The organism is Sphingobium sp. AP49, assembly GCF_000281715.2.
In the GTDB taxonomy this organism is placed as follows: Bacteria; Pseudomonadota; Alphaproteobacteria; order Sphingomonadales; family Sphingomonadaceae; genus Sphingobium.
This window is the reverse complement of the sequence record NZ_CP124576.1, coordinates 4,374,310-4,400,968: the sequence shown is the minus strand read 5'-3', so window position 1 is coordinate 4,400,968 and position 26,659 is coordinate 4,374,310. Positions and strand designations below refer to the sequence as shown.

The following is a 26,659-nucleotide window of genomic DNA, read 5'->3' as shown; positions in this document are numbered from 1 at the left end:
TGAAGTGGTATAGGGCGGGCCGGGGAGCGCCAAGGCGCCGCCCCAACCCATCGCCCTACCGATGGGCGACCACGCCCAGTTCGTCCAGCACTTCCCGGCTATGTGCGCCCAGTTCCGGCGCGCCACCTGCAACCCGGCCCGGCGTTTGCGAGAACCATGTCGGCACGCCGGGGAAGCGTACCGGCCCCTGCGGCGTCTCCACCGTCTCGAAAAAGCCGATCGCGTTGAGATGCGCATTGTCGAACAGCTCGTCGGTGGTGCGCAGCGGCGCGGCGGGGATATGCAGTGCCTCCAGCAGGTCGAGCCATTCCTGCGTCGTCCGCTCGGCAAAGGTCTCGCCGAGCAGGCCATAGACCCGGTCGATCTGCTTCGCGCGCTTGGTCAGCGTGTCGAACTCCTCGGTTGCCCAGGGCGGGTTCACCGCCGCGACGAAGGCGTTCCAATGCTTGTCATTATAGACCAGCGCGGCGACATGGCCGTCCTTGGTCGCATAGGGCTTGCGGTTGCGGGCGACGACGCGGTGATAATTGGCCGGACCCAGCGGCGGCTCGAACAACATGCCGCTGGCATGTTCGGTCAGCATGAAGGAGGCCATGGTCTCGAACATGGAGACTTCCACCTCCTGCCCCTCGCCGGTGCGCTCGCGGTGGAACAGCGCCATCATCGTCGCATAGAGGCCGGTGAGGCCCGCCACCTTGTCGGCGATGATCGTCGCCATGAAATCGGGCTTGCCGGTCATCAACTGCTGCAGATGGGGAATGCCGCATTCGGCCTGGATCGTGTCGTCATAGGCGGGCTTGTCGCCATCCGGCCCGCGCCGGCTATAGCCATAGCAATTGGTGTAGACGATGTCGGGCCTGATCGCCTTCACTGCGGCATAGTCGAAACCCAGCTTTGCGATCGCCTTGCCCCGCATCGAATGGATGAAGACATCGGCCGTCGCGATCAGTGCGCGCAGCGCCGCCTTGTCCTCCTCCTGCCGCAGGTCCAGCACCACGCTGCGCTTGCCGCGATTGACGTTGGTGAAAACGCCGCCCAGCTCCGGCGTCGGTCCGGCGTTGATATAGCGGGTATTGTCGCCCGCCGGCGGCTCGATCTTGATGACGTCGGCGCCCATGTCGGCCATGATCTGGGTCGCATAGGGGCCGAACACCATGGCGGTCAGGTCCACCACGCGGATCCCGGCCAAAGGCCCCTTGCGCGCCTCCCCATGCGCCTGCGTCGCGTTCATCTTGCTCTCCTGTTCCATCCCTTTTTGGCTAGGCCAAGGACGGCGCGAAATCCACGCGCAACCCCTTCGCCCCACCGATATGTGGGGCGGCTCAATTGTCGGGCCGGATGCCCGCTGATACCCCGAAATCCGTTGGACCCTCCCCAAGCCAAGGCCGGAAAACCCGTGGATTTTGCCCTTACCGAAGACCAGCGGAACATCCGCGATGCCGTGTTCCAGCTCTGCGCCCAGTTCCCCGATGACTATTGGCTTGAACGCGACAAGGACGCCGTCTTCCCGTTCGATTTCCACCGGGCGATGGCCGACGCCGGCTGGCTGGGCATCGCCATGCCCGAAGCGGCGGGCGGTGCGGGCCTGGGCATTACCGAGGCGGCGATCATGGTGCAGGCGGTGGCGGAGGCCGGCGGCGGCATGACTGCCGCATCCAGCATCCACGGCCCGGTCTTCAGCCTGGAGCCGATCGCGCTGTTCGGGACGGAAGAACAGCAGCAGCGGATGATCCCGCCGATCATCTCGGGCGCGGAGAAGATGTGCTTTGCCGTGACCGAACCCAATACCGGGCTCGACACCACCAAGCTCAAGACCCGGGCCGAGCGGGTCGAGGGCGGCTATCGCGTCAATGGCGAGAAAATCTGGATCACCAACGCCCATGTCGCCGACCGGATGATGCTGCTTGCCCGCACCACGCCGCTCGATCAGGTGAAGAACAAGACGCAGGGCCTGTCTCTCTTCTTCACCAGGCTCGATCGCGAGAAGATCGAGCATCAATTGATCCCCAAGATGGGCCGCCACGCGGTCGGCTCGAACATGCTGTTCATCAACGACCTCTTCATCCCCGAGGAGGATCGGATCGGCGAGGAGGGGCAGGGCTTCAGGATCATCCTCAAGGGGCTGAACCCGGAGCGCATCCTGCTCGGCGCCGAAGCGATCGGCATCGGCCGCAACGCGATCCAGCGCGCCGCCCGCTATGCCCGCGAACGCATCGTCTTCGACCGGCCGATCGGCATGAATCAGGGCATTCAGCATCCGCTCGCCAAATGCTGGATGCAGCTGGAGGCCGCGAACCTGATGGTGATGAAGGCCGCCACTTTGTTCGACAAGGGCGATGACTGCGGCGTGGAGGCGAACAGCGGCAAATATCTCGCCGCCGAATCCGCGTTCGAGGCCTGCCATACCGCGATGCTGACCCTGGGGGGCATGGGCTATGCCCAGGAATATCACGTCGAACGGCTGCTGCGCGAAGTGCTGATCCCGCGCACCGCCCCGGTCAGCCCCCACATGATCCTCAATTTCATCGCCGAAAAGGTGCTGGAATTGCCCAAATCCTATTGAGGCGAAAGACGATGACGCTGCCGATCAAGATGCGCTCCTGGCTGTTCGCGCCGGGCGACAGCGAGAAGAAGATGGCCAAGGCGGCGGACAGCGCCGCCGATATCGCGCTGTTCGATCTGGAGGATGCTGTCGCGACCGAGAACAAGCCGCTCGCCCGCCAGATGGTGCATGACTTTCTCGCCGCCCGCAGCGAAGGCCGCGAACGACTCTGGGTCCGGGTCAATCCGCTCGACGGCCCCTATACGCTCGACGATCTCGTCGCGATCATGCCGGCGCGGCCGGGCGGTATCATGCTGCCCAAAGTCTATGGCCGGCAGGATGTCGAACTGCTCGACCATTATCTGACCGCCTTCGAGGCTGCCCATGGCATCGAACGCGGATCAACCCCGCTGATCGTGCTGGTCACCGAAACGGCCGAGGCGATGTTCCACACCGGCGATTACAAGGGCGCGCCGCGCGTGGTGGCGTTGACCTGGGGCGCGGAGGATCTGGCCGACTCGATCGGCGCCAGTTCCAACCGCAATGCCGACGGCAGCTATGGCTTCACTTATGAACTGGCGCGGTCGATGTGCTTGTTGGGGGCCGCGACCGCCGGCGTCACCGCGATCGAGACGATCCAGGGCGATTTCCGCGATCTCGACGGGCTGAAGGCGCGGGCCGAGAAGGTGCGGCGCGACGGCTATCGCGGCATGCTGGCGATCCATCCGGCGCAGGTCGATGTCATCAACGCTGCCTTCACTCCGACCGCGGAAGAAATCGCCGAAGCCCAGGCGATCGTCGACATCTTCGCCGCCAATCCCGGCGTCGGCGCGATCGGCTACAAGGGCGGGATGCTCGATCGGCCCTATCTCAGCCGAGCCGAGCAGTTGCTGCGCCAGGTCGGGAAGCTGTGATCGACCTCACGTCCTATCTACGGCGCGGCGACCGCATCGTCTTTGGCCAGGCCTGCGGCGAGCCGGTCAGCCTGGTCAGTGCGCTGATCGAACAGGGCGCCGGGATCGGCGATCTGTCCGCCTTCATCGCCACCAGTTTCTCAGGGCTCTTCACTCCCGAAAGCGCCGACAGTTTCCGCCTCTCCTCCATGGGTGCGATCGGCGCGCTGCGGTCGATGACCAAGGCTGGCAAGCTGCAGGTCATCCCCGTCCATGTCAGCCAGGTCGCGCCGATGATCACGGCCGGCATCATCGGCTGCGACGTGGCGATGATCCAGCTCAGCCCTGCCGATGCCGATGGCAATCATAGCTGCGGCCTGATCGGCGACTATGTCCGCGCCGCCGTGGACAAGGCGCGGGTGGTGATCGCGGAGATCAACGAAGCCGTGCCCTATGTGCCGGGCGAACTGATCCCGGCATCCGCCATCGACGTCGCCATTCCCGTGTCGCGCCCGCCGGTCGAGGTGGCGCCCGCGAAGATCAGCGAGACTGACCAGGCGATTGCGCGCCATTGCGCCGCCTATATCGGTGACGGATCGGTGATCCAGACCGGGGTCGGCGCGGTGCCCGACGCGATCCTGCGGCTGCTGGGTGATCGCAAGGATCTGGGCGTCCATTCGGGCATGCTGGGCGATGGGCTGGTCGAACTGGCGCAGGCCGGCGTGCTGACCAATGCGCGCAAGGAAATCGACACTGGCGTTTCGATCAATGGCGCGCTGATCGGCACCCGGCGCCTCTATGACTGGGCGCATAATAATCCGGCCATCCGCATGTGCGCGACCAGCTACACCCATGACGCCGCAGTCCTCGGGCGGCTTTCGCGCCTCGTCACGATCAACAGCGCGCTGGAGGTGGACCTGACCGGTCAGGTCAATGCCGAACAGTCGGGCGCGGCCTATCTGGGCGGCACCGGCGGCCAGGTCGATTTCGTCCGTGCCGGTGCCCGCTCGCCCGGCGGTTGCTCGATCATTGCGCTCTCCGCCTCGGCCAAGGGCGGCAGCCTCAGCAAGATCGTGCCCAGCCTGTCCGGCCCGGTCACCACCGCGCGCAGCGATGTCGACATCATCGTCACCGAATATGGCGCGGCCGAACTCAAGGGGCAGACGCTCGCCGAACGCACCCGCCGCCTGATCGCCATCGCCGACCCCGCCTTCCGCGAGGAACTGGAGCGGGCGGCCCATATCATCCAGCAGAGGGGGTATTGATGCCCGACGCTTCAACCGACGCAGTCCTGTTTGAGGCGCGGGCCGACGGCATCGCCATCCTCACCATCAACCGCCCCGACCAGCGCAATGCCTTGGGCCGCGACGTGCGCGAGGGGCTGCGCGCCGCCTGGGACCGGTTCGAGCATGATCCCGCGCTGCGCGTCGCCATCCTGACCGGTGCGGGCGACAAGGCCTTTTGCGCGGGCGGTGACCTCAAGGAAATGGTCGATACCGGCATGACCGTGCCGCCGCGCGCCATGTTCCCGCTGCCCTATGACAGTATCGAACTCAGCAAGCCGACGATCGCGGCAGTCAACGGCGTCGCCTTTGCCGGCGGCTGGATGATCGCCCAGGCCTGCGACCTGTGCGTCGCCAGCACGGCCGCGCGCTTCGCCATTACCGAAGTGAAGGTCGGGCGGAGTTCGCCCTGGGCCGCGCCGCTCATTCACATGATCCCGCAGCGGATCATGATGGAGATCATCCTCACCGGCAAACCGATCACCGCCCAGCGCGCTTATGAGATCGGCCTGGTCAATCGCCTGGCCGAGCCGGAGGCGCTGATGCAGACGGCGCTCGATCTGGCGGCGGAGATTTTGGAGGGCGCGCCCCTGTCGGTGAAGGCCGGGCGCGACACGGTGATGCTGGCGACCGAGATGGGTCGCGCCGCCGCGCTGCAGGCCGCCCGCGCGGCTTCGGAATATACCTATCATAGCGAGGATGCGCAGGAAGGACCGCGCGCCTTTGCCGAGAAACGCAAGCCGCAATGGACCGGGCGCTGACCCGATCCTGTCTTAATTCGTCAAGCCCGGGCGACGCGGGCATGGCAAAAGGGTAGAATGGAGAAGGAATAGGCCATGAACGAGATCAGCAGCATCGTGGCGCCCGGTAATGACCTTATCGAACCGGTCATCGTCCCGGTCGAAGCCTATGTGTCCAAGGACTATGCCCGCGCCGAGCAGGATCGGCTGTGGCGCAAGGTCTGGCTGCAGGCGGCCCGACTGGAGGATATCCCCAATGTCGGCGATTTCGTCACCTATGACATTCTCGAAGATTCGGTCATCATCATGCGCACCGGGCCGGATGAGCTCAGCGCCTATCACAATGTCTGCCCGCATCGCGGCCGCCGGCTGATCGACACGCCGGCGGGCCAGCGCAACGCGCGCGGCAACCGCAAGTCGATCATCTGCGGCTTCCATGGCTGGACCTTCGACCGCCAGGGGCAATGCACCTTCGCCAACCATGCCGACGACTGGCAGGGCAAGCTGACGGCGCAGCGCACCGCGCTCGGCAAGGTCAGCGTCGATAGTTGGGGCGGTTGGGCCTGGATCAATCTCGATCCCGATTGCGGCCCGCTCGCCGATTATCTGGGCGTGGTGCCCGACATGCTCGATCCCTTCGGCCTCCAGAATATGCGCTATCGCTGGCGCAAATGGATCATCTTCGACTGCAACTGGAAGGTCGCGATGGAGGCGTTCAGCGAGACCTATCATGTCCAGACCACCCATCCCGAATTCAACGCCTTCGGCGAATTTCGCGGCTGGGCGCGCAAACATGGGCTGCACACCAATATCGGCTATGAAGCGCCCAAGAATATGGACGAGAACCAGGCCAAGCTGCGCATCGGATCGGGCGAGGATCCGCGCCTGTCGACCGCAGAGATGCAGCTTTTCACCTGGGAAAATGCCAATACCAACACGACCATGACTTTGGTCGCCGCCGCCCAGCGATTGAAGGACGAACTGCCCGAGGGCACCCCCGCGCCGCAGGTGCTGCAACATTGGCTCGCCACCGCCCGCGCCGATGATGAGAAGCGCGGGGTCTTCTGGCCGGTGGTCGAACCCGCCCATACGGCCAAGAGCGGCACCGCCTGGCAGATCTTCCCCAATTTCCAGATCGGCCATGCCGTCAACAACATGCTCTGCTATTCCGCCCGCCCCTATGGCGCGGACCCGGACAAGTGCATTTTCGAGGCGGCGGTCTATGAACTCTTCCCGGAAGCGGAAACGCCCGCTACCGAATGGGAATATACCAGCGCGGAAGAGTGGCCCCCGGTGCTGCAGCAGGACTTCACCAACATGCAGGCGGTGCAGCAGGGCATGAAGAATGTCGGCTTCCGCGGCACCCAGCCTAACCCCTATATGGAGCGGGCGGTGGCCAGCCTCCATTATAACCTGTCGCGTTATATGGATACCGGGGCGCCCAAGCCGCTCGCCTGAAATAGGCTTATCCGATCATGGCATCGCCGCCCGGATTGTCGGGCGGCGGAGCGCTTTTACATGTCCGCTCCAATGACCGGCTGTCCTTGACGACCGCGCATCCGCAACGAAAAAGGGGCGCTTCCGACAGGAGCGCCCCTTCTGCTTTTGTCCTGGCCGCTGCCGTCAGAAGGGCAGCTTGTAGAGGTGCACGGCGTTGTCCTGCAGCACCTTCTTCTTCACCGCGAAGTCATAGCCGCCCAGCACATCCTTAAGATGTTCCTGCACGCCCGGATAGAGCGAGGTCGGGTGCGGGAAATCGGTCTCGAACATCAGCTTGTCGACGCCGATCGTTTCCAGCAACAGCTTGGGCGCGACCTTCTCGAACCAGAAGGTGACCCAGAAATGGTCGCGGAAATATTCCCACGGCCGCTTGTGCAGCATGCCCATCTTGCTCGGCAGCATCTCGTTGAACTGATGCTCCAGCGCCTCGATCGCGAAGGGCACCCAGCCCGCACCGCTCTCGATCAGGCCGATCTTGAGCTTGGGATGACGGTCGAGGCGGCCCGAGACCATCCAGTTGCCCAGCGTCGCGGCATTGCCGATCGAGAACATGGTGGCGACCACCGACAGCGTCTGTTCAAAGCCGAAGCCGTCCCAGGTGAGCGTATTGGGGTCGATCGCCGCATTGAGGTGGAAATTGATCGGCAGTTCTTCCGCCTCGCACATTTCCAGAAACGGCGTCCAATAGTCATTGAGGAAGCTGGGCACGCCGACGCGCTCGGGCGTGTCGGGCAGCACGAAGCCGCGCAGCCCCATGTCGACGCAGCGCCGGGCTTCGGTCTCCATCGCCTTCTGGTCCCAAAAGGGCAGATGGGCCATGTTGAAGATGCGGTTGCCCGACACCTGCTGATATTCGGCCGATGCGTCATTATACATCTGGATGATCGCGACGGCGAGGTCGGGGTCGCCCAGCGACATCAGCGAACCGGCCTGGGTCACGCCCGAATTCTGAAAGCCGATCTGGGCATAGATGCCCATATCGTCCATCGCCTGCAGCCGTTCCTTCATCAGATGGCCACCGGGATGGGCCTGCGCCAGCTTGGGGAAGGCGAGGCGGCCGAGCAGCTTGTTATTGTCGGCGCGGATGACGTTGCCGCCCATCGATCCGAAATTGCGGTCGCCCACATACCAGCGCTCGACGCCGTCATTGTCCAGCTTCACATAAGGCACCTTGGCCTTGTACTGGGCCGGCGCACGCGAGGTGAACAGGTCGGGCGCCTCGGTGATATGGGTGTCGGTATCGACAATCTTGATGCCGGCCAGCGACGGATCAAGCCCGCCCGACTGGGTGGAATAATCGACCTCGCGGATGACGCCGCCTTCGGTATAGCCTTCGGCCGACCAATATTTCTTTGCGGCCTGGGCGTCGGCGACGTCCTTGTCCTTCACATCAGCCATGCTTCACCTCCAGCGCGCCCTGCCAGCTGGCAGCTTCGAAGATCGGCTGGACGGACGCGGCCGGCGATTGTTCCTCGACCGAGCGACGCACGGTTTCATGGAGCGTGCGCTGAAGGCCGGCGGCGTCGATCTGTTCGGACGGTTCATAGACAAAGCCGATCGCGAGCGGCTGGCCGTCGGGCATATGGGGCAGCAGCATGGCCGTGACGTCGGCAATCGAGCCGAAGCCGGCGAAACCGGTGATATAGCCTTCGTCACGGCAGCGCTGGACACGGGCCGCAACCTCCGGGAAGTTGAACTTGCGTTCCGGTGCGGCTTCCGCGTTCAGGCGACGGATCAGGCCGTCACGGCGCGGCTGCGCTACGGTGGACAGCATCAGCAGGCCTGCGACCGAGTCTGACAGGCGCTCCTGCTGGCCGCCGGCAAGGCCGCCGCTACCGGCCGTACGGAACACCCGCTTGCCGGCGCGCCAGTTGACGATCTGCACATTGAGACCGACCATGCCGAATACGGCGATGCCAAGGCCGGTCTGCGCCGACAGGCGATCGATCAGGCCGGTCAGCACGCCGTCACGAACCAGCTTGGGCTGAATGCTTGCGCCCAGCAGAGCTGCGCGAGGGGTGGGGGAATAGGATCGCGAGCCGGGATCCTTGTGCAGCAAACCCAGGTCGACCAAGCTCGACAGAAGCTCTGAGGTGCTCGACTGAGGACGGTCGAACCGGCGCACGATGTCCATCACCGTCGCCTGGGGATGTTCCTCGTCGAAAAACTCCAACACCTCGATGACGCGCTTGGCAATCTTCGCCTTGTTGGACTCCGGCTTGCACGCCTTCGCCTTATGGGACTCGATTAGAGCCATGGTTCCTCTCCTTCGTTATTGAACATAGTTGTTCACTAACGGTGGAGGGCTGTCAACAGAAAATGAGACGCTCTCGTTTATGTGATATCTTCTGTCTCATTCCGCATGTCTGACGACATATCTGCAAAGAGCTGCTGTAACGCGCAACGGTCCGTCTTCAGCGATGATGTGCGCGGTAAGTCATTAAGAAAAATCCATTTTACGGGAACATGCGTGGCTGGAAGATGCCGCCGGACATGGTCTTCAAGTGCAACCGTGCTGGGCGCAGCAATGGCCGGGTGGAGTCGTATCGCGGCGGCTGGCACTTGTCCCAGGCGGCTGTCCGCCATGCCGGTAACGGCCGCTTCTGCCACGGCCGGGTGCAGCATCAGGGCGCGTTCGATCGACTCGGGCAGCAATTTGAAGCCGCCCCTGATGATGGCGCCATCGGCCCGACCGCGCAGGAACAGGAAGCCGTCGGTGTCGATCAGCCCGATATCAGCGGTGCGAATCCAGTCCGGTCCGATCCGGGGCGAGATGACTTCGAGCAACCCTTCCGTATGGGGCGGCAGCGGCGCGCCATTTTCGGCATCGACGATGCGCAACTGCGCCCCCGCCATGGCGCGCCCGACCGAACCGATCTTGCTGGCGCCCCATTCGGCATGGAGCGCAGCGGTCATCGACGCCACTGGCCCGGCGAACTCGGTCGCGCCATAGGAGAGCAGGATGGGAATGCCGTAGCGCGCCTCGAACGCCCGCTGCACGCCGGGGTCGAGCGGCGCCGCGCCGCAGCCGATCGCGCGCAGCGAGGCCAGGTCTTCGGCCGGAATGCCGGCGTCCAGCACGGCCTGCACGCTCGCCGGGGGCAGCCCGCCATGGCTGGGGCGCCAGCGCCGCACATGCGCATGCCAGGCGTCGAGCGAAAAGCGCTCCAGCAGTTCGACCCGCTGCCCGCGCAGCAGCATCGGCAGGGTCGAATAGAGGCCGGTGATGTTGCCGAGCGGGAAATAGAGCAGGAAGGGCGGCGCTGCCTGGGGATCGTCCACCTGCTGCCGGGTCAGGGGCGTCGAGAGGAAATGCCGTTCGAGCAGCGCATAGGGCACGGCGAAGCTTTTCGGCGGACCAGTGGTGCCGCTGGTCAAGATCTCGATCTGCGGTGCGGCGGGGCCGTGGCGAAGCCGGGCCTGCGCCGATGCCCGTGCATGGCCGGGCAGGGCGGCGGCGGTCATGCCGTCGATCGCGACCGCGACGATGCCTTCCTGTTCCAGCACGGCCCGGATGTCCGGCCCGATATCCTCGGCAAAGGCGACCAGCGCACCGGGTGCCATGCGGGCCAGATCGCGAGCGATGGTAGCGCCGGCCTGGAAGGCATAGATCATGCGGATCGTCCGCCCCTGCGCGATCAGGCCGAGCAGCGCGGCCAGCGCCGCCGGTCGATTGCGCGCGACGAAGGCAACGGGGGCGTCGGGCGCGATGCCGCTTGCGTCCAGCGTCGCGCGAATCGCATCGGCTACGGCGCGCAACTGCCCCCAGCCCAGCCATGCGCCCTCATAGTCTATCGCCGGCTGATCGGCGGGCCGTTGCAGCGCGGCGGCCGCGAGCGCCGGCAGGTTGGGGTGATCCGTCTCCATCGCACGATTGTGCGTCAGGACCGGCCGCCGGTCAGCCATCGTGCGCAACGCCGTGGCGATGAGTAAATAGTCTGGCTTTGCCGTGCCCCGCCCCAGCCTGCCGCCCGTGATCATACGCTGTTGGCGCAGGCCCAGCGATGCAGCGAGATGGAGGGCCAGCGCCGTCGGGGGGTGTCAGCATCGCTGTCACTTTCGACGCCTGCATTGCTGGCCAGCGTCTGGATCGCGTCCCGTTGCGCCTCGGCCCAGCCGGCCGGCGGGGCGACCGCCATGTCAGGCTGCGAAGAGCTTCTTGATTTCCCGGCGGAGGAGCTTGCCCATTTCATTATAGGGCAGGCTCTTGGCAAAGAGCACGCGCTCGGGCACTCGCGAAGAGCGCAGCCGGGCGCGGATGACCTGCTTCAGCTCCTCGTCGGCCGGCGCGTCATGTCCGTCGCGCACGACCACGATCAGGCCGACCGCCTCGCCCCATTCGGCCGAGGGGATGGCAACGGCCGCCGCTTCGGCAATGGCGGGCAGGGCCAGCATCACATCCTCGATCTCGCCGGGCGAGATATTCTCGCCGCCGCGCACGATCACGTCGTCGGCGCGGCCCGACAGGAACAGATAACCCTCCGTATCGATATAGCCGGCGTCGCGGGTCGGGAACCAGCCATCGGCGTCGAGCGCGCTGCGCTCGCGATATTCGCCCGACACCTGGTCACCACGGACATAGATTTCGCCCGGCTCTCCGGCGGGCAGGCAACGCCCTTCCTCGTCGCGAATCTCGATCTCGACCGTCGGCAGCGGCCGGCCGACCGACGCCAGCCGGGCGCGGGCGGCGGGATCGGTCGCCACATGGGCGGCGCGATGCTCATCCGGTCCCAGCAAAGCGACGGTTGAGCTGGTCTCGGTCAGGCCATAGGCGTTGGTGAAGCCGGTGTCGGGGAACAGGTCGAGCGCGCGCTGGATCAGCTCCAGCGGCATCTTGCCGCCGCCATAGGCGACCGCGCGCAGGTTGCTCAGGTCGGGTTGGACACCCTTGTCCACCGTCTCGATGATACGCGAGAGCATGGTCGGCACGACAAAGGCGTTGCTCGCCCGCTCGCCTGCCGCCAGGTCGAGCCAGGCGGCCGGATCGAAGGCGGGGAGCAGCAATATGCGGCGCAGCGCATAGATGGAGCTGAGCAAGGCGGCGATGCCGGCAATATGATAGGGCGGCACGCTGACCAGCGCGGCATCCTCTTCGGGCGCCGCGCCGAACTCGACCGTGCCCAATATATAGGACACCAGATTGGCGTGGCGCAGGATCGCCGCCTTGGGCGCGGCGGTCGTGCCGCTGGTGAACAGCTGGATGGCGACGCCATCGCCCTCATCCGCCTCGGTCGGCGCATCAGCCGCAGCGTCGAGCGCGGCGGTCACGAAATCTCCCCGCGCCAGCACCTTGTTCTCAGCCGAGGGACACAGGCGCTCCACCCGCGCGACGTCGCCGACGATCAGTGCCGGGGTAATCCGCTGCAACAGGGCGGCGAGGTCCGCGTCCGCCAGCCGATAGTTGAGCGGGACATAGGGCACGCCGGCAATCGCCGCACCGAACAGCGCCATTGCCGCCGCCTCGCTGCTCTCGTCCAGCAGCGCAACATGGCTGCACCCACTCTGGCGGATCAGCGCGGCGGCGCCGCGCGCGCCGGCCAGCAGCCGGGCATAGCTCCAGCGCTGGCCGTCACAGACCAGGCCGATGCGGTCGGGCGCGGCATCAGCCGCCATTTCGAGGAACAGGGCGATGTTCATGGGATGGGCGTCAGTCCGAAGCGGGCAGGGGCTTGGCGTCCTTGGGGCTCAGCGCCACGCCGTCGACCGACAGCGATCCCTTGCCCGGCTTGACGCACAGCAGCTCGAAACTGCCGGCCGGATCGACATAGCGCTTGCCCATCAGCGTCCCGGCACTGAAATCGGCGGCGGGCGTGCCCACCGTTTCCGGCTTGGCCTCGCCCATGGCGCTGCCGCCGCATTCGATCGCGCCGGCACCGCTGCGGATCACCATCACTTCGGTGTCGCACACCGCGCTCTTCAGTTTCGTACCCGGTTTCATATCATTCCTGCCTTCCAGCCCCCCGACGTCCGCCCCTTCAGGCAATAGCGCCGCTGGCCTTCCATTGTTCAATCTGGTCCCATTCGACGCCCAGTTCCATCAGCACCAGTTCGGTATGTTCCGACGCCTGGGGCGAACGGGTGGTCTGCACCGGCTGGCCGTCAAACTGCACCGGGCCGCGGACCAGCCGCAATGGTGCGCCACCGTCGGCACCCTCGACCTCGATGATCATGTCGTTGGCCAGCGCCTGCTCGTCGGTCAGCAGATCCTTGAAGCTCTGGATCGGTGCCCACTGGCCCTTCATGGTTTTCAGATGCTCGCGCCAATAGGCGAAGGGCTTCTGGGCGAAGGCCTTGACCAATATGTCGCTCGCCGCGCCAGCATTGTCGATCAGCGACAGCACATCCTTGAAGCGCGGATCGTCCGCCGCCTCGGGCACGCCGACATGGGCGAATGTGTCGGCGATCAGGCCGGTGGGGCTGACCATGCACAGGTTGATCGTGCCGCCGTCCGATGTGGTGAAATTGCCCATGAACGGGTTGCGCAGCGATCCGCCGGAGGTCGGCATGCCGTTGCGGGTCAGGATGTCGGTTTCCATCACCTGCGCGATCAGCGCCCCCGATGCCCACCAGGCGCTCGACAGCAGCGACACGTCCAGCTCGACCGCCTCGCCGGTCTTTTCGCGGTGGAGCAGAGCGCCGGAAATGCCGCCGGCGATGAACATGCCGCCGATCGAGTCGCCAAAGGCGGGGATGCCCTGGGTCAGCGGGCCGGGCAGTTCCTCGGGCGTCATCGAATAGGCGACGCCGCTGCGCGACCAGAAACAGGTGCCGTCGAAGCCACCGACCTCGCGCTCGGGTCCCTTGTTCCCCAGCGCGCTGCCACGGGCATAGATGATGTTGGGATTGACCGCGCGGATATGCTCGATGTCGAACTTGTTCTTCTGCCGCACCTGGGGAAGATAGTTGGTCAGGAACACGTCAGCGCTCTTGGCCAGCTCATAGAGCACGGCCTGGCCTTCCTCCGTCGACAGGTCGATGCCGACGCTGCGCTTGCCGCGATTGGGATGCTCGAACAGGGTGTGGCGCAGCGGATCGAGCTGCACCCCGCCCATGTTCAGGAAACCGCGCTGCGTGTCGCCGCGCACCGGATGCTCGATCTTGATGACGTCTGCGCCCCAGTCGGCCAGGATCGCGCCGGCAGCCGGCACATAGGTGAACTGCGCCACTTCCAGAACGCGCACCCCCTTCATCACCTGGGTCATAAAATCAGCCATCCCCTCATCTGCCGCATGATGCGGCCTGTTGCAGAAAGGGTAGAAGCTGCGCTGGTGGCTGCAAGCCCGGCAGGCCTGCTATCGCTATCGCGATGCGCCCCGGCGCCCTAGCGCCGCAGCGATATTGGCGGCGTTGATCGGGTCATGGCTTGAGCCGCCTTGCGGCTATGCCATAGCCGGTCCGAAAACAGATGTGGGAGACATGCCATGAAACTCGACTCTTCCCTGTCCGCCGTGGTGACCGGCGGCGCGTCGGGCCTGGGGCTGGCGACGGTACGGGCATTACGCGACGCGGGGGTGAAGGTCGCGATCTTCGACATCAACGAAGAGAGCGGGAACGCGATCGCGGCGGAGGTCGGCGCCACCTTCTGCAAGGTCGACATCATGTCGGAAGACAGCGTGCTCGCCGGCTTCGATGCCGCCCGTGCCGCACAGGGCCAGGAACGTATCCTGGTCCATTGCGCGGTGGTGTCGAAGGGCGGCAAGACCGTGTCGAAGGACAAGGAGACCGGCGGCTTCAAGCGCATGTCGACACAGGATTATGCGATCTCGGCCGAAGGCGTGCTGGTTGCGAGCTATCGCATGGCGTCGATCGCGGCGCTCGGCATGGCCGCGCTCGACCCACTCGAGGATGGCGAGCGAGGTAGCATTCTTCTGACCTCCAGTGCTGCGGCGCAGGATGGGCAGGTCGGCCAGGTTGCCTATGGCTCGCTCAAGGCCGGGGTCAATGGCATGGTGCTGCCGATGGCGCGCGACCTGATGGAATTGGGGATTCGCGTCAATGCGATCATGCCGGGCATCTTTGCGACGCCGCCGATGCTGCGCTTCAAGGACATGAATCCGGCCATGTATGAAAGCCTCAACAACAGCGTGCCCTTCCCCAAGCGCCTTGGAAAGCCGGCGGAATTTGCCGGCCTGGCGCTGGAGATCACGCGCAACAGCTACATCAACGCTCAGCTGTTCCGCATCGACGGCGCGATTCGCTTTCCGCCGCGCTGAGTCCGCGGAGTCGCTGCAATTGGGCCATTGGGCCGCGCTCAGCCTGGGCGCGGCCCTTTTTCGTACCCATCCAAGTTGCTGTTCGCACATGCAAAAATAAATACTAAGCTAGGTTGACATTATCTCCGGGAATAGCTAACCTAGCTTAGTGTTAAGGGGATATGGGTCCCCGACAGTTTTTAGTTGAAGAGGTTGTGCCATGACTCGTTTCGCCAAGATCGCTCTGTCGCTCTCCTTCGCCGCCGCAGCTCTGCCGCAGATCGCTGCCGCTGACGAAGCCGTCCAGATCACGTCGGCCACCAGTGCCGCCGATTTCAAGGGCAAGATGCTCTACACTGCCGGTGGTGATCGCCTGGCCGCCGTCTATCGCGTCGCCGCCGATGGCAATGCCCAGATCATCCTCAACGGCAAGATGGTGAATGTGCCGGCGTCCAGCCTGACCGCGGCTGACGGCAAGCTGACCACCAGCCTGTCGAAGAAGGACCTGCTGACCGCACGCTAAGAGATCGCAGGACGCGGCCTCCCCTGCGCCCTGCCGATAGCGAATGGGCCGCTCCTCGACAGGAGCGGCCCTTTTTTTGTTCGGGCAGGAAGGGCGCCGGCATATCGCACCCGGGCCTGCGGCGGGACGATGAAGGTTGGGCAGGCCGTTGCATCGGCCGGAACGGCAATCGCCCTCAGGGCTTGACGATATTTTCCGAGATCGTGTCGAGCAGGCTGTTCAGCCGCTTGAGATCGTCGGTTGAGAAGCCGGCAAAGGCGACTTCCTCATTCTCCTGGGCGATGCCTGACAATTGCATGGTGATGGCCTGGCCCCGCTCGGTCAGGAACACGGCGTGGGCGCGACGGTCATCATCCTTCTGTCGCCGCTCCAGCAGTCCGTCTGCGCACAGTCGGTCGATCAATCGACCGGCCGATGCCTCGGCCATTTCTAGCAGGTTGGCGATATGGCGCTGGGTCGTGCCGGGATAGCGCGCGACGGCGGCAATTACCGTCCATTGCGATCGGGTAACGCCCAGCCGCACCACGCTCTGGTCGAAATGGGCACGGAGCTGGCGCGCGATGATGGTCAGTTTCATCGTCGCGTTGCGCATCAGCGCCGGCGGGTTGTCGGCGAGTGTCTTGTCCTGCAGGCTTTCCATTGTGCGCGCAGCATAGCGCCATCGCGGCGAAACGAAAGCGGCCTCCTCCTGTTCGGCGCAGCGCTGCGGACGGACTATGCGCTCAGACACGTTCGATGATGATGGCGGGCGCCATGCCGCCGGCCGCGCACATGGTGATGAGGGCATAGCGGCCGTCGGTTCGCTCCAGCTCGTCCAGTGCAGTGCCGATCAGCACCGCCCCGGTCGCGCCGATCGGATGGCCCAGCGCGATCGCGCCGCCATTGGGGTTCAGCTTGGCCCGATCGATGCCGAGGTCGCGGATGAATTTCTCGGTCACCACGGCGAATGCCTCGTTCACCTCGAACACGTCGATGTCCGCCACGGTGAGGCCGGCCTTGGCCAGCACCTTGCGCGCGGCCGGGACGGGGGCATTCAGCATCAGCGTCGGATCGTCGCCGACATTCGCGGTGGCAACGATCCGGGCGCGAGGCTTCAGCCCATGGGCATCGGCATAGGCTTTCGACGCCAGCAGGATGGCGGCCGCGCCATCGACCACGCCCGACGAGGTACCGGCATGGTGCAGCGGCTCGATCGCCAGGTCGGGATATTTCTGGTTGATGAGCTGGCGGAAGGTCGGTCCGTCCTGGCGTGAGGGCATGTCCATGAAGGCCGCAAAGGCCGGCTTCAGCCCGGCCAACTGCTCGGCGGTGGTGTCGGGCCGGGGATATTCCTCATGATCCAGAACGACGGTGCCGTCATCGTCCAGCACCGGCACGGTCGATCGGGCGAAACGGCCTTCCTTGAGCGCAATCCCGGCGCGGCGCTGGCTCTCCGCGCCAAAGGCATCCAGATCCGCGCGGGTGATGCCTTCCATCGCGGCGATCGCGTCGGCCGCCACGCCCTGGTTCGACTGGGGATGTTTCTCCTGCAGGCGCATATTGCCGGTGCCAAGGCCACCGGGCGCCTTCACCCCTGCCTCGCGCAGCGACTGGCCATACCAGGTGACATAGGACATCATCTCGGTACCGCCGGCGATGACCAGATCCTCCATGCCCGACATGATCTGCGCCGCAGCCAGGTTGGTGGCAGTGAGACCGCTGCCACAGAAGCGATCGAGCGTTACGCCCGATGCCTTGACGTCATAGCCCGCGTCGAGCGCTGCCATGCGTCCCAGATCGCCACCCTGCAGCCCCATTTGCGCGCTGGTGCCCCAGATGATGTCGTCGACATCGGCGGTGTTGAGATTGTTGCGATCCTTGAGCGCCTTCAGCACGGCGACGGCAATATGCTGCGGGTGCATGTGCGACAGCGCGCCCTTGCCCATCTTGCCGATGCTGCGCGGGGTGCGGACGGCATCAATGATATAGGCTTCGGCCAAGGCTCTTCTCCTGATCTCTTTTCCCGCAGGCGGGACTCTCGAATCCTATCGCATGGAAGCGTGAGGTCACCCAATCGCGCGGGCGATTGATGGCGCGGTTATTGGCCTCTGCGGCCACGCTGGTGCAGGCTGGCCGAAAGACGCGGAATGAGGAGAGAGGGATGGCGGATAACGACGTCGCACAGAGGGCGGGCGGCAGCTTCGCGCCGCTGCGCGAACCGGTGTTCCGCCGTATCTGGACCGCCAGTCTGCTCTCCAACTTTGGCCAGTTGATCCTGGGGGTCGGGGCCGCCTGGGAAATGACGCGGATGAGCGCATCGCCCAGCATGGTCGCACTGGTGCAGACCGCGCTGATGCTGCCGCTGATGCTGGTCACCCTGCCGGCCGGCGCCTTTGCCGACATGTTCGACCGGCGCAGGATCGCGATGACGGGCCTCGCCTTTTCCACGGCCTGTGCGGCGCTGTTGACCGTCCTTGCCTGGACGGGCCACACTTCGCCTTGGATGTTGCTCGGCTTCTGTTCGCTTATCGGTGCGGGCGTGGCGCTGTATTCGCCTGCATGGCAGGCGTCGATCAGTGAACAGGTTGGGCCGCGCCTGCTGCCTGCGGCCGTCGCGCTTGGTACCATCAGCTATAATGTCGCGCGCAGCTTTGGTCCGGCACTGGGCGGTATCATCGTATTGGCGGCGGGCGCGCATGCCGCCTTCGCGATCAACGCCATCTGCTATCTGCCGCTCTTCCTGGCTTTCTTCGTGTGGCGCCGCCGCCACGTTCCCGGACGGCTGCCGCCCGAACAATTCCACCGGGCGCTGGTGTCGGGCATGCGTTATGCCCTGCATGCCGGGGCAATCCGGACCGTGCTGGCGCGCGCCTTCCTGTTCGGCCTCGCCGGTGCGTCGGCATCGGCGCTGGCGCCGCTGGTCGCCAAGGATCTGCTGGGTGGTAACGCCAGCGTCTATGGTCTGCTGCTAGGGGCCAGCGGCGTGGGGGCGGTATTGGGTGCGCTGCTGGTGGAGCCATGCCGGGATCGGTTCGGCACGCAGGCGACGACCGCCCTGCTGGCGATCATCAGTGGCATTGCGCTGGCTCTGGTCGGGGTCAGCCGTGATGTATCGCTGACCTGCCTTGCGCTTTTGGTGGCAGGCGGCGCCAATATCCTGACCATCGCCCTGTTCAATGTTTCGGTGCAATTGTCCGCGCCGCGATGGGTGACGGCGCGCGCGCTCTCGCTCTTCTCTTCGGCGCTGACCGGGGGCATCGCGATCGGCGCATTGCTGTGGGGCTTGGTCGCCAGCCGCTGGTCGGTCGACATCGCCATGTATGGTTCTGGCCTGGCGCTGGCGCTGCTGCCGGTCGTCGGGCTGCTGCTGCCGCTGCCGGAAACCAGCGAGGCCGACGTCGAACCGTTCGTCATCGCCGGTGAACCAGAGGTCGGCATGGCACTTACCCGGCGGTCGGGACCAGTCATCATCGAGATCGACTATGATGTCGATCCCGATCTGGCGCGCGATTTCTATGCCGCGATGGTGGAGGTGCAGCGCACCCGGATGCGCAATGGCGGCTTCAACTGGTCGATCGCGCGCGACATCGCGGATCCGGCGCTGTGGACCGAACGCTATCAATGTCCGACCTGGGGTGACTATCTGCATATGCGCGATCGTTTCACCCACGCAGACAAGCTGGCGCAGCAGGCGGCCCGCGCCTTCGATCGCAAGGCCGGGCAGGTGCGCGTACGACGCCGGCTGGAACGGCCATTCGGTTCGGTCCGCTGGCGCGCCGACACACCTGACCCGCGTCAGGACAGGATCGGCTATATCGGACCATAGCGACGGGCGGGGCAACGCCCGGGCGATGGATGGCGCACGCGCCTCCTCTGGCTGCACAAACGAGGCGAGAGACCGGCGTTCTCCGTTCTATCATGCCGCCCATCAATAGAGCGTCGGACAACCGGCGCCGTGCCATGGGAGAGGTTATATGATCCGTCGCAACACCCTTATCGCATCATCGTGCGCAACGATGGCGATGTTGCTCGCCACCGCGTCGCAACAGGCCAATGCGCAGGCCGCCGCACCGCAGAATGACAGCGATCTGATCGTCGTCACCGCGCAGCGTCGCGCGGAACTGTCGCGCGACGTGCCGATCAGTATCACCACCGTGACCCAGGACCAGTTGACCAGCGCCGGCGCCAGCCAGCTGACCGACATCGCCACCGTCACCCCGGCGCTGCGCTTCGACAGCGCTGCCGCCTTCGTCCAGCCGACCATTCGCGGCGTCGGCACGGCGGTCGCCAGTTCGGGTGGTGGCGCCAATGTCGGCATCTATGTGGACGGTTTCTATTCGCCCAACCCCCTGGCCGCCGATTTCCAGTTGATGAGCCTCAAGAGCGTACAGGTGCTGAAAGGACCGCAGGGCACGCTGTTCGGCCGCAATACCACCGGCGGCGCGATCCTGCTGACCACGGCCGACCCCAGCAGCGACGGCGCGGGCGAGTTCAAGGTCAGCTATGGCCGTTTCAACAGCCTGGCGGTGCAGGGCTATGCCACGTTCGGCGTGGTCCAGGATGTGGCGATGGACGTCGAGGCGCTGTTCCGGCGCGGCAACGGCTTCGTCCATAATATCACCACCGGCAGCGACAGCGACGGGCGTTACAGCAACTGGTCGGTGCGCAGCGGGATCAAGGCCGATATCAGCGATTCGGTGTCGCTGCTGCTGCGCTACACCCACAGCGATACCGATGATCCGACCCTGCTCAACACCAATATCTATGTCGGCGACGATATCGGCGGGGCCGGCACCAACCTGCCGCCCAGCCTCTATGCGACCAAGCATGATGAGGTCGCGACCGGCGGTCCGACCGAATTTCTTTCCAACAACGACGTGATCCAGGGGACGCTCAAGGCCGATCTCGGCTTTGCCGACCTCACCTCATACACGCAGTATCGCGACGAAAATTCGCTGATCGTCGAGGATCTGGACAGCACGGCGGCCAACATCTTCCTGCTGCACATCCCGGTGCGCAGCAAGACCTTCTCGCAGGAACTGCTGCTGACGTCCAAGCCCGGCGGGCCGTTGCAATGGACCGCCGGCCTCTTCTATTTCAATAACAAGGACACATGGGGCACGCGGGTCGGCACGCCAACCGCGACCGATCCATTGGCCAGCATTCCGCTTGGCGGCTCGGGCACCGACAGCAAATCCTATGCCGCCTTTGCCGACCTCACTTATGCCTTTACGCCGGACCTCTTCCTTACGGTCGGTGGTCGCTATAGCCACGACAAGATCGGTGATGCCTATTATATGGTCGCCTTCTCGGGGGTGCGGACCTATGTGCCCGATCTCAAGGGCGACAAGTTCACGCCGCGTGCCGTGCTGCGCTATAAGCCGAGCGAGGAATCGAGCATCTATGCCTCCTATAGCAAGGGCTATAAGTCGGGCATTCTCGACGTCGGCGGCAATACCGGCAACAAGGTCGCGCCCGAGGATATCGACGCCTATGAAGTCGGCTTCAAATATGATGATCGCCGCCTGTCGGTCGACCTGTCGGCCTATTATTATGATTACAAGAATCTCCAGGTGTCGCTCTATCGCGGCAACCCGCCCTCCGCGCAGATCATCAACGCCGCCTCGTCGGAAATCTATGGCCTGGAGGGACAACTCTCCTACCGGCTGACCGACCGGTTCCAGTTCAATGTTGGCGCTGCCTATACCCATGCGCGCTACACCAATTTCGAGGATGCGCCGATCTACACGCGCTGCACCCTTGCCGCCTGCGCGGCGCAGGGGATCAGCTTCGTCGTCGTGCCGACCCAACTCAACGACGTGCATATGCAGCGTACGCCCGACTTCACCGGCAATGTCGGCGCGCGCTACACGCTCGACCTGGCCGGCGGGGCGCTCGCGCTTTCGGGCAATCTCTATTACACCTCCAAATTCTATTTCGGTCCGTCCGGCACCCAGTTCGCGCAGAAGGGCTATGAAGTGCTGGCGCTGCGGGCGGAATGGACCGACGCCAGCGACCGTTTCTCGCTGGCCGTCTTCGGCGACAATGTCACCGACAGCCGCTACCGCACCCAGGTACTCAGCAACAATTTCGGTATCGGCAATGTCTGGAGCGCGCCAGCGACCTGGGGTGTCCAGGCCGGCGTCAAATTCTGATCGGGGCGGCAAGGGAGAGGATGGCGATGGGTAGAAACTATCGGGTGATCCAGTGGGCGACCGGGAATATCGGCGGTCGCGCCCTGCGCGCTGTGATCGAGCATCCGGGGCTGGACCTGGCCGGCCTGTGGGTCAGTTCAGCGGCGAAGGCGGGGCAGGACGCGGGCACGCTCGCCGGCATCGATCCGCAAGGGATCGTTGCCACCAGCGATGTCGATGCGCTGGTCGCGACCCCGGCCGATTGCGTCCTCTACATGCGGCAGGGGACCGATATCGACGAACTGTGCCGGCTGCTGGCATCGGGCAAGAATGTCGTCACCACGCGCGGCGATTTCCATCATCCCGCCTCCATGGACCCGGATGTCCGCGCCCGGATCGAGGCCGCCTGCCAGGCCGGCAACAGTTCGATCTACAGCACCGGCTCCAGCCCCGGTTTCGTGACCGAGGCGCTGACCATTCCCTTGCTCTCGCTCTCGCGTCGGCATGACTGCCTGACGATCGACGAATTTGCGGACATGGAAAGCCGGGATTCGCCCGACCTGCTGTTCAACATCATGGGCTATGGCGTCGCGCCGACGCAATTCGACCAGCGCAAGGTCGACTATGTGAAGCATGATTTCGCCGGCTCGCTCGCCCAACTGGCCGACGCCGCCGGCATCGCGGTCGACCGGTGGGAAGCATTTGGCGAAATGGCGGCGGCGACCCGCGACGTGACGATCGCGGCCGGCACGATTGCCGCCGGCACGGTCGGCGCCCAGCGCATCACCATATCGGGGATGCAGGGCGACAAGGCCGTGCTGCGCTTCCGCGCCAACTGGTATTGCACCCGCGACATCGACCGGCCCGACTGGGAATTGCGCGAATCGGGCTGGCGCATCCGGGTGGAGGGCGACACCCCGCTCGACGTCCACATCAGCTTCCCGGTGGCGCCGGAGGATTATGCCGCCTTTACCCCCGGTCTCACCGCTCATCGGGCAGTAAACGCCATTCCGGCCGTGTGCGATGCGCCGCCGGGCATCCGCACCACCGCCGATCTGCCGCAGGTCATCGCGCAACTGGGATGAGCATGGAGAGGATCGACTTTACCGGCCGCACCGTCCTCATCACCGGGGCGGGCGGGGGCCTGGGCCGTGCCTATGCGCTGGACATCGCCGCGCGTGGCGCCGCCGTCATCGTCAATGATCTGGGCGGATCAGTGATGGGGGAGGGGGCCAGCCCGACCATGGCCGATGCGGTCACGGCAGACATCGTTGCGGCGGGCGGCATCGCGATCGCCAATGGCGATGATGTGTCGTCGCCCGACGGCGCGCAGGCGATGATCGACCTTGCCATCGCCCGCTTCGGCCGGATTGACGCAGTCATCGCCAATGCCGGCAATATGCGCTTTGCGCCGGTCGAGGATCTGACCGCCGCCGATCTCGACGCGCTGCTCGCCGTCCATGTGCGCGGCTCCTTCAATGTCGCGCGCGCCGCCTGGCCGCATATGCGGGCGCAGGGCGGCGGCCGGCTTGTCCTCACCACATCGGGCGGCGGGATGCTGGGGATGGCCCAGCTTTCGGCCTATGGCGCGGCCAAGGGCGGGGTCATGGGTCTGATGCACAATCTGGCCGAGGAAGGCCGGCCTTATGGCATAGTCTGCAACGCGGTCATGCCCAACGCTGCCAGCCGCATGTCCGCAGGCATGAGCCAGGGTACGCTGGGCGACAACCCCTGGGGCCGGGCGCTCGGCCCCAGCTTCGATCCACGCTTCACCGCCGGCCTCGTCGCCTATCTCGCGCATGACAGCTGCACGTCTACCCATAGCATCTATTCGGCGCTGGGCGGCCGGATATCACGGGTGTTCGTCGGCGCCACAAAGGGATGGGATCATGGGCTGGATGCACCACCCAGTGCCGAGCAGGTCGCCGCCCATATTGACACGATCCGCGACGATGACGCCGGCTATGCCATCCCGAGCGATATTTTCGACGAGTTCCGCATCGTGGCCGAGGGGCGGGGTTAGAAACCCGCCACCATCGCTTCGCTGAGCTGCCACAGCTTCAGCGCCTGCGCATCATCCTGCGCGGCGGCGGATGGCGTGAGCTCGGCGCGCTGATGGAAATAGCCGCCGCTGCTGCGCCCCGGCTCTTCGGCACTGGCCAGCCAGACCAATGTGTCGGCGGCCTGCGCCGGCGTCACCGATCGGTCGAGGATCGATTCCATATAGGCCTGCATCGGCGCGTCGCAGTGACTGGCGAAATTGCTGGCGACGACGCCCGGGTGCATGGCGTGGGCGAGGATGCCGTCATCGGCCACGCGGCGGGCCAGTTCGCGGGTGAACAGGATATTGGCGAGCTTGGCATGGCAATAGGCCGCGCCGCCGACGAAATGATCGGCAAAGGTCAGGTCGTCCCACTGGATGCCCTGGCTTTGCTCATGCCCGGTGGAGGAAACGGCAATCACGCGCACTGCGCCCGGCCCCCTCTTGGCAGCAGCGGCGCGCAGATTGGGCAGCAGCTTTTGCGTCAACAGGAAGGGCGCGAGATGGTTGGAGGCAAAGGTCGCCTCGACCCCCTCTGGCGTGATGACCCTTTCCGCCACCACACCGCCGGCATTATTGAGTAGCGCGTCGATCTCCGGCGCGATCGCGGCAATTTCGCCGGCGACACGCGCGGTGTCGGCCATCGAAGACAGGTCGGCGCGGAACATGGTGAAATCCGCGCCCGCCGTGGCCTTAAGATCGGCCTCCGCCTCGGCGCAACGCGCGGCGTCACGGCCGATGCCGATCACCCGCCAGCCCTGTTGCAGCAGGGCGCGGGCGGCTTCCTTGCCGACGCCGGCGCTGGCGCCGGTGACGATCGCGGTGCGTTGGGTGTCGCTCATGCGTAGACGGGCTCCATGGTGGGGGGACGGCGCCCCAGGGTCAGGAACAGGGCCGCGCCGGCCAGGGTGACGCAGGCGCTCAGCGCCAGGAACGGCGCATAGCTGCCCCAGATGCTTAAGGTGAGGCTGAGCGTCAGCGACCCCAGCGCTGCCCCGCCCGCGATCGCCGCGCCGACAAAACCCATGACCAGGCTGAACACGCCCAGGCCAAAGCGGCGCGAGACGAGATAGGCGGCAATGTCGCCCTCCGCCCCCTGCGCCAGCCCCATCATCGCGACCGAGAGGGCAAGGACGATGGTCGCATCCAGCGGCGAGGCCATCAGCGCCATGCCGATCGCCGGCATCGCCAGCGCCAGCGCGGCGACATGGTGCGGCGGCATCCGGTCGAGCGACAGGCCGCAGGCGAAACGGCCGAGCAGCACGCCGATCGCATAGATGGAAATCAGCCAGGTCGCCGTCTGCGACGCGGCGCCGCTGTCCATCAGCACCAGCTTCATCTGGGCCGAAGCGAGTCCTTGCGGGAAATTGACCAGCACCATGCCGACGATCAGCACCCAGAAGGCGGGATTGCGGAAGATGACGCGGCTGCCGACCGGAGCCGGCCCGGCCTGATCTTCCGCCTCGTCATGCGGATGCACGCCCACATGCGGTGGCGTCAGCAGCACCGCGATCAGGCCGAAGACCAGGGTGATGGCGCCCATCAGCAGATAGCCGTTGCGCCAGCCCTGGCTCTCGATGAAGCTGCCGAGCAGCGGCGCGATCACCGCGCCGACCAGTGGCGGACCGGTCATTACGATCGAGAAGGCCAGGCCGCGTGCCCGCTCGAACCGTTCGGCGACGATGCGGGTATAGACCGGCGATGTGGTGAGCGTGCCGAGGATGATCTGCAGCACGGCGACGGCGAAGAAGGCGCGGATGCTGCCGGGCTGGAAAGCAAAGCCCAGATAGGCGATCGGCCCCGCCAGCACGCCGACGGCCGATACCGCGCGTACCCCGAAGCGGTCGGTCAGCCGCCCGGTGATCGGCTGCATGATCAGCATCAGCAGGCCAAAGCTGCCCAGCAGGGCGAATTGCGACTTTGGCCAGTCGAACGCGTCGATCATCTTCGGGGCGAACAGGCTCATCGAATAGGCCGACAGGCCGATGCCGAAGCCCAGTCCCATCGTCGCGGCGAGCAGGGGGCGCCAATGCGTCCGCAACTCACCCCAATAGGCTGATTCCATCTCCCTCTCCTTCGATAAAGCTACCTGCCGCCTCTTTCGGGCGGTCAGCGGTCTAGTCGTCTCTCGTCCTTATGCCGTTGAGGAACAGGCGCACGGCGGCCCGTACCCAGTCGTCCACCTCGGCGGCGCTCATCGGCTGGGGCGATCCCACCAGCCGGATCGGCCCGCCCAGCACCATCGTCATGAATAGGCTGGCTGCCATGTCCGGCCGGTCCACGCAAATCGCCCCGGCGCTATCATGCCGGCGCAGCAAATCGGCCAGATGGTCGTGCACCGGCTGGGCACCCTGACTGTAGGACAGCATCAGAAGGTCGGGGAAGCGATAGGATTCGGTGGTGATGATCCGCCGCAGCCGGACGCCCGCCGGCGTCGACAGGTCGGCGATGCGCAGCCGGGCGATCGCGACCAGCGTGGTTTCCAGATCCTCTCCCGCGATTGCCTCCAGCGCGGCGCGCGGCGTGGCGGTGCGGGCGATCGCCCGGCCGACCGCGGCCATGAACAGGGCCGCCTTGTCGGGATAGCGGGCATAGATGGTTCGCTTGGTCATACCGACGGCGGTCGCCACCGCCTCCATTGTCGTCAGCTCGAACCCCTTGTCGAGGAACATGTCGAGCGCGGCGTCGAGCATTTCGGCCTGGCGCGCCTGGGCCTGCGCGCGGGTCGGGCGCCCGGCGGCCGGGCGAGGGTCTGAAATCGGTGTGTCCATGACCAGCATCATTATGGCCCTTGCCGCATTTTGCGAATCGTGCATAATGATACGCATCAGG

24 protein-coding genes are annotated in these 26,659 nt (G+C 65.3%); 11 read left to right on the top strand and 13 right to left on the bottom strand.

The window, feature by feature from the left end; genetic code table 11:
* Positions 1–55: 55 nt before the first annotated feature.
* Complete coding sequence (locus PMI04_RS20770) at positions 56–1,231, bottom strand: CoA transferase (protein WP_007704338.1); 1,176 nt, start codon at positions 1,229–1,231, stop codon at positions 56–58.
* Positions 1,232–1,396: 165 nt separating this feature from the next.
* Between PMI04_RS20770 and PMI04_RS20765 the strand changes: the two genes are divergently transcribed.
* The 5 genes from PMI04_RS20765 to PMI04_RS20745 all read left to right on the top strand — a co-directional run bounded on the left by PMI04_RS20765 (position 1,397) and on the right by PMI04_RS20745 (position 6,916).
* Positions 1,397–2,563 (top strand): acyl-CoA dehydrogenase family protein, encoded by a 1,167-nt coding sequence (locus PMI04_RS20765; RefSeq protein WP_007704339.1) that lies wholly within the window; start codon positions 1,397–1,399, stop codon positions 2,561–2,563.
* 11 nt (positions 2,564–2,574) lie between these two features.
* Positions 2,575–3,456, top strand: a complete 882-nt coding sequence (locus PMI04_RS20760; RefSeq protein ID WP_007704341.1) for a CoA ester lyase — start codon at positions 2,575–2,577, stop codon at positions 3,454–3,456.
* On the top strand, positions 3,453–4,700 hold the full coding sequence (locus PMI04_RS20755) for an acetyl-CoA hydrolase/transferase C-terminal domain-containing protein (RefSeq protein WP_007704343.1): 1,248 nt from the start codon (positions 3,453–3,455) through the stop codon (positions 4,698–4,700). The genes PMI04_RS20760 and PMI04_RS20755 overlap by 4 nt, the downstream gene beginning before the upstream one ends.
* The gene (locus PMI04_RS20750) at positions 4,700–5,479 is read left to right on the top strand and encodes an enoyl-CoA hydratase-related protein (RefSeq protein ID WP_007704345.1); all 780 of its coding nucleotides are present in this window, start codon (positions 4,700–4,702) and stop codon (positions 5,477–5,479) included. The genes PMI04_RS20755 and PMI04_RS20750 overlap by 1 nt, the downstream gene beginning before the upstream one ends.
* Before the next feature lie 75 nt (positions 5,480–5,554).
* Positions 5,555–6,916 carry an aromatic ring-hydroxylating dioxygenase subunit alpha gene (locus PMI04_RS20745; RefSeq protein ID WP_007704346.1) on the top strand — a complete coding sequence of 454 codons (1,362 nt, stop codon included), beginning with the start codon at positions 5,555–5,557 and terminating at the stop codon, positions 6,914–6,916.
* Positions 6,917–7,081: 165 nt separating this feature from the next.
* Here the strand turns inward: PMI04_RS20745 and PMI04_RS20740 are convergent, their stop codons facing one another.
* The 7 genes from PMI04_RS20740 to PMI04_RS20710 all read right to left on the bottom strand — a co-directional run bounded on the left by PMI04_RS20740 (position 7,082) and on the right by PMI04_RS20710 (position 14,160).
* The gene (locus PMI04_RS20740; RefSeq protein ID WP_007704347.1) at positions 7,082–8,356 is read right to left on the bottom strand and encodes an amidohydrolase family protein; all 1,275 of its coding nucleotides are present in this window, start codon (positions 8,354–8,356) and stop codon (positions 7,082–7,084) included.
* Positions 8,349–9,215, bottom strand: a complete 867-nt coding sequence (locus tag PMI04_RS20735) for a helix-turn-helix domain-containing protein (protein WP_007704348.1) — start codon at positions 9,213–9,215, stop codon at positions 8,349–8,351. Before PMI04_RS20735 ends, PMI04_RS20740 begins: the two co-directional genes overlap by 8 nt.
* A 77-nt stretch (positions 9,216–9,292) precedes the next feature.
* Complete coding sequence (locus tag PMI04_RS20730; RefSeq protein ID WP_037485141.1) at positions 9,293–10,864, bottom strand: fatty acid--CoA ligase family protein; 1,572 nt, start codon at positions 10,862–10,864, stop codon at positions 9,293–9,295.
* 71 nt (positions 10,865–10,935) lie between these two features.
* On the bottom strand, positions 10,936–11,097 hold the full coding sequence (locus PMI04_RS20725; protein ID WP_162129633.1) for a hypothetical protein: 162 nt from the start codon (positions 11,095–11,097) through the stop codon (positions 10,936–10,938).
* A 1-nt stretch (position 11,098) separates the two neighbouring features.
* Complete coding sequence (locus PMI04_RS20720; protein WP_007704350.1) at positions 11,099–12,595, bottom strand: fatty acid--CoA ligase family protein; 1,497 nt, start codon at positions 12,593–12,595, stop codon at positions 11,099–11,101.
* Positions 12,596–12,605: 10 nt separating this feature from the next.
* Positions 12,606–12,896, bottom strand: coding sequence for a hypothetical protein (locus tag PMI04_RS20715; protein ID WP_007704352.1), 291 nt, complete (start codon positions 12,894–12,896; stop codon positions 12,606–12,608).
* Between the two features lie 37 nt (positions 12,897–12,933).
* Positions 12,934–14,160 carry a CoA transferase gene (locus PMI04_RS20710; RefSeq protein WP_007704354.1) on the bottom strand — a complete coding sequence of 409 codons (1,227 nt, stop codon included), beginning with the start codon at positions 14,158–14,160 and terminating at the stop codon, positions 12,934–12,936.
* Between the two features lie 219 nt (positions 14,161–14,379).
* Between PMI04_RS20710 and PMI04_RS20705 the strand changes: the two genes are divergently transcribed.
* Both PMI04_RS20705 and PMI04_RS20700 read left to right on the top strand, forming a co-directional pair.
* Entirely contained in the window at positions 14,380–15,171 is a 792-nt protein-coding gene (locus PMI04_RS20705) for an SDR family oxidoreductase (RefSeq protein ID WP_007704356.1), read from the top strand.
* A 199-nt stretch (positions 15,172–15,370) separates the two neighbouring features.
* Positions 15,371–15,673, top strand: coding sequence for a hypothetical protein (locus PMI04_RS20700; protein ID WP_007704358.1), 303 nt, complete (start codon positions 15,371–15,373; stop codon positions 15,671–15,673).
* Between the two features lie 175 nt (positions 15,674–15,848).
* Here PMI04_RS20700 and PMI04_RS20695 read toward each other — a convergent pair whose 3' ends face one another.
* Together PMI04_RS20695 and PMI04_RS20690 are read right to left on the bottom strand one after the other, a co-directional pair.
* Positions 15,849–16,313, bottom strand: a complete 465-nt coding sequence (locus PMI04_RS20695) for a MarR family transcriptional regulator (RefSeq protein ID WP_007704361.1) — start codon at positions 16,311–16,313, stop codon at positions 15,849–15,851.
* A gap of 82 nt (positions 16,314–16,395) precedes the next feature.
* Positions 16,396–17,652 (bottom strand): acetyl-CoA C-acetyltransferase, encoded by a 1,257-nt coding sequence (locus PMI04_RS20690; protein WP_007704363.1) that lies wholly within the window; start codon positions 17,650–17,652, stop codon positions 16,396–16,398.
* Positions 17,653–17,813: 161 nt separating this feature from the next.
* Between PMI04_RS20690 and PMI04_RS20685 the strand changes: the two genes are divergently transcribed.
* From PMI04_RS20685 to PMI04_RS20670, 4 genes are all read left to right on the top strand, one after another.
* On the top strand, positions 17,814–19,478 hold the full coding sequence (locus PMI04_RS20685) for an MFS transporter (protein WP_007704367.1): 1,665 nt from the start codon (positions 17,814–17,816) through the stop codon (positions 19,476–19,478).
* Between the two features lie 148 nt (positions 19,479–19,626).
* Positions 19,627–21,807, top strand: coding sequence for a TonB-dependent receptor (locus PMI04_RS20680; protein ID WP_007704370.1), 2,181 nt, complete (start codon positions 19,627–19,629; stop codon positions 21,805–21,807).
* 26 nt (positions 21,808–21,833) lie between these two features.
* Positions 21,834–22,871, top strand: coding sequence for a hypothetical protein (locus PMI04_RS20675; RefSeq protein WP_007704372.1), 1,038 nt, complete (start codon positions 21,834–21,836; stop codon positions 22,869–22,871).
* Between the two features lie 2 nt (positions 22,872–22,873).
* Complete coding sequence (locus tag PMI04_RS20670; protein WP_007704374.1) at positions 22,874–23,809, top strand: SDR family NAD(P)-dependent oxidoreductase; 936 nt, start codon at positions 22,874–22,876, stop codon at positions 23,807–23,809.
* On the opposite strand, the gene PMI04_RS20665 is transcribed toward PMI04_RS20670, so the two are convergent.
* From PMI04_RS20665 to PMI04_RS20655, 3 genes are read right to left on the bottom strand one after another with little or no spacing between them, the layout of a single operon-like run.
* Positions 23,806–24,669: an SDR family NAD(P)-dependent oxidoreductase gene (locus tag PMI04_RS20665; protein WP_007704376.1), complete on the bottom strand. Its 864-nt coding sequence runs from the start codon at positions 24,667–24,669 to the stop codon at positions 23,806–23,808. The two genes, PMI04_RS20670 and PMI04_RS20665, sit on opposite strands and share 4 nt — an antisense overlap.
* Entirely contained in the window at positions 24,666–25,892 is a 1,227-nt protein-coding gene (locus tag PMI04_RS20660) for an MFS transporter (RefSeq protein ID WP_007704379.1), read from the bottom strand. The genes PMI04_RS20665 and PMI04_RS20660 overlap by 4 nt, the downstream gene beginning before the upstream one ends.
* 52 nt (positions 25,893–25,944) lie before the next feature.
* Positions 25,945–26,598, bottom strand: coding sequence for a TetR/AcrR family transcriptional regulator (locus PMI04_RS20655; protein ID WP_238535861.1), 654 nt, complete (start codon positions 26,596–26,598; stop codon positions 25,945–25,947).
* Positions 26,599–26,659: the final 61 nt, after the last annotated feature.

What these genes read in the sequence shown, in the direction of transcription:
- PMI04_RS20750 (WP_007704345.1), top strand. Translation starts at nt 4,700, where the DNA reads ATGCCCGACGCTTCAACCGACGCAGTCCTGTTTGAGGCGCGGGCCGAC.
- PMI04_RS20710 (WP_007704354.1), bottom strand. Translation starts at nt 14,160, where the DNA reads ATGACCCAGGTGATGAAGGGGGTGCGCGTTCTGGAAGTGGCGCAGTTC.
- PMI04_RS20685 (WP_007704367.1), top strand. Translation starts at nt 17,814, where the DNA reads ATGGCGGATAACGACGTCGCACAGAGGGCGGGCGGCAGCTTCGCGCCG.
- PMI04_RS20675 (WP_007704372.1), top strand. Translation starts at nt 21,834, where the DNA reads ATGGGTAGAAACTATCGGGTGATCCAGTGGGCGACCGGGAATATCGGC.
- PMI04_RS20695 (WP_007704361.1), bottom strand. Translation starts at nt 16,313, where the DNA reads ATGGAAAGCCTGCAGGACAAGACACTCGCCGACAACCCGCCGGCGCTG.
- PMI04_RS20770 (WP_007704338.1), bottom strand. Translation starts at nt 1,231, where the DNA reads ATGAACGCGACGCAGGCGCATGGGGAGGCGCGCAAGGGGCCTTTGGCC.
- PMI04_RS20725 (WP_162129633.1), bottom strand. Translation starts at nt 11,097, where the DNA reads ATGGCGGTCGCCCCGCCGGCCGGCTGGGCCGAGGCGCAACGGGACGCG.
- PMI04_RS20700 (WP_007704358.1), top strand. Translation starts at nt 15,371, where the DNA reads ATGACTCGTTTCGCCAAGATCGCTCTGTCGCTCTCCTTCGCCGCCGCA.
- PMI04_RS20730 (WP_037485141.1), bottom strand. Translation starts at nt 10,864, where the DNA reads ATGGCTGACCGGCGGCCGGTCCTGACGCACAATCGTGCGATGGAGACG.
- PMI04_RS20760 (WP_007704341.1), top strand. Translation starts at nt 2,575, where the DNA reads ATGACGCTGCCGATCAAGATGCGCTCCTGGCTGTTCGCGCCGGGCGAC.
- PMI04_RS20670 (WP_007704374.1), top strand. Translation starts at nt 22,874, where the DNA reads ATGGAGAGGATCGACTTTACCGGCCGCACCGTCCTCATCACCGGGGCG.
- PMI04_RS20665 (WP_007704376.1), bottom strand. Translation starts at nt 24,669, where the DNA reads ATGAGCGACACCCAACGCACCGCGATCGTCACCGGCGCCAGCGCCGGC.
- PMI04_RS20680 (WP_007704370.1), top strand. Translation starts at nt 19,627, where the DNA reads ATGATCCGTCGCAACACCCTTATCGCATCATCGTGCGCAACGATGGCG.
- PMI04_RS20740 (WP_007704347.1), bottom strand. Translation starts at nt 8,356, where the DNA reads ATGGCTGATGTGAAGGACAAGGACGTCGCCGACGCCCAGGCCGCAAAG.
- PMI04_RS20745 (WP_007704346.1), top strand. Translation starts at nt 5,555, where the DNA reads ATGAACGAGATCAGCAGCATCGTGGCGCCCGGTAATGACCTTATCGAA.
- PMI04_RS20655 (WP_238535861.1), bottom strand. Translation starts at nt 26,598, where the DNA reads ATGGACACACCGATTTCAGACCCTCGCCCGGCCGCCGGGCGCCCGACC.
- PMI04_RS20735 (WP_007704348.1), bottom strand. Translation starts at nt 9,215, where the DNA reads ATGGCTCTAATCGAGTCCCATAAGGCGAAGGCGTGCAAGCCGGAGTCC.
- PMI04_RS20660 (WP_007704379.1), bottom strand. Translation starts at nt 25,892, where the DNA reads ATGGAATCAGCCTATTGGGGTGAGTTGCGGACGCATTGGCGCCCCCTG.
- PMI04_RS20705 (WP_007704356.1), top strand. Translation starts at nt 14,380, where the DNA reads ATGAAACTCGACTCTTCCCTGTCCGCCGTGGTGACCGGCGGCGCGTCG.
- PMI04_RS20720 (WP_007704350.1), bottom strand. Translation starts at nt 12,595, where the DNA reads ATGAACATCGCCCTGTTCCTCGAAATGGCGGCTGATGCCGCGCCCGAC.
- PMI04_RS20715 (WP_007704352.1), bottom strand. Translation starts at nt 12,896, where the DNA reads ATGAAACCGGGTACGAAACTGAAGAGCGCGGTGTGCGACACCGAAGTG.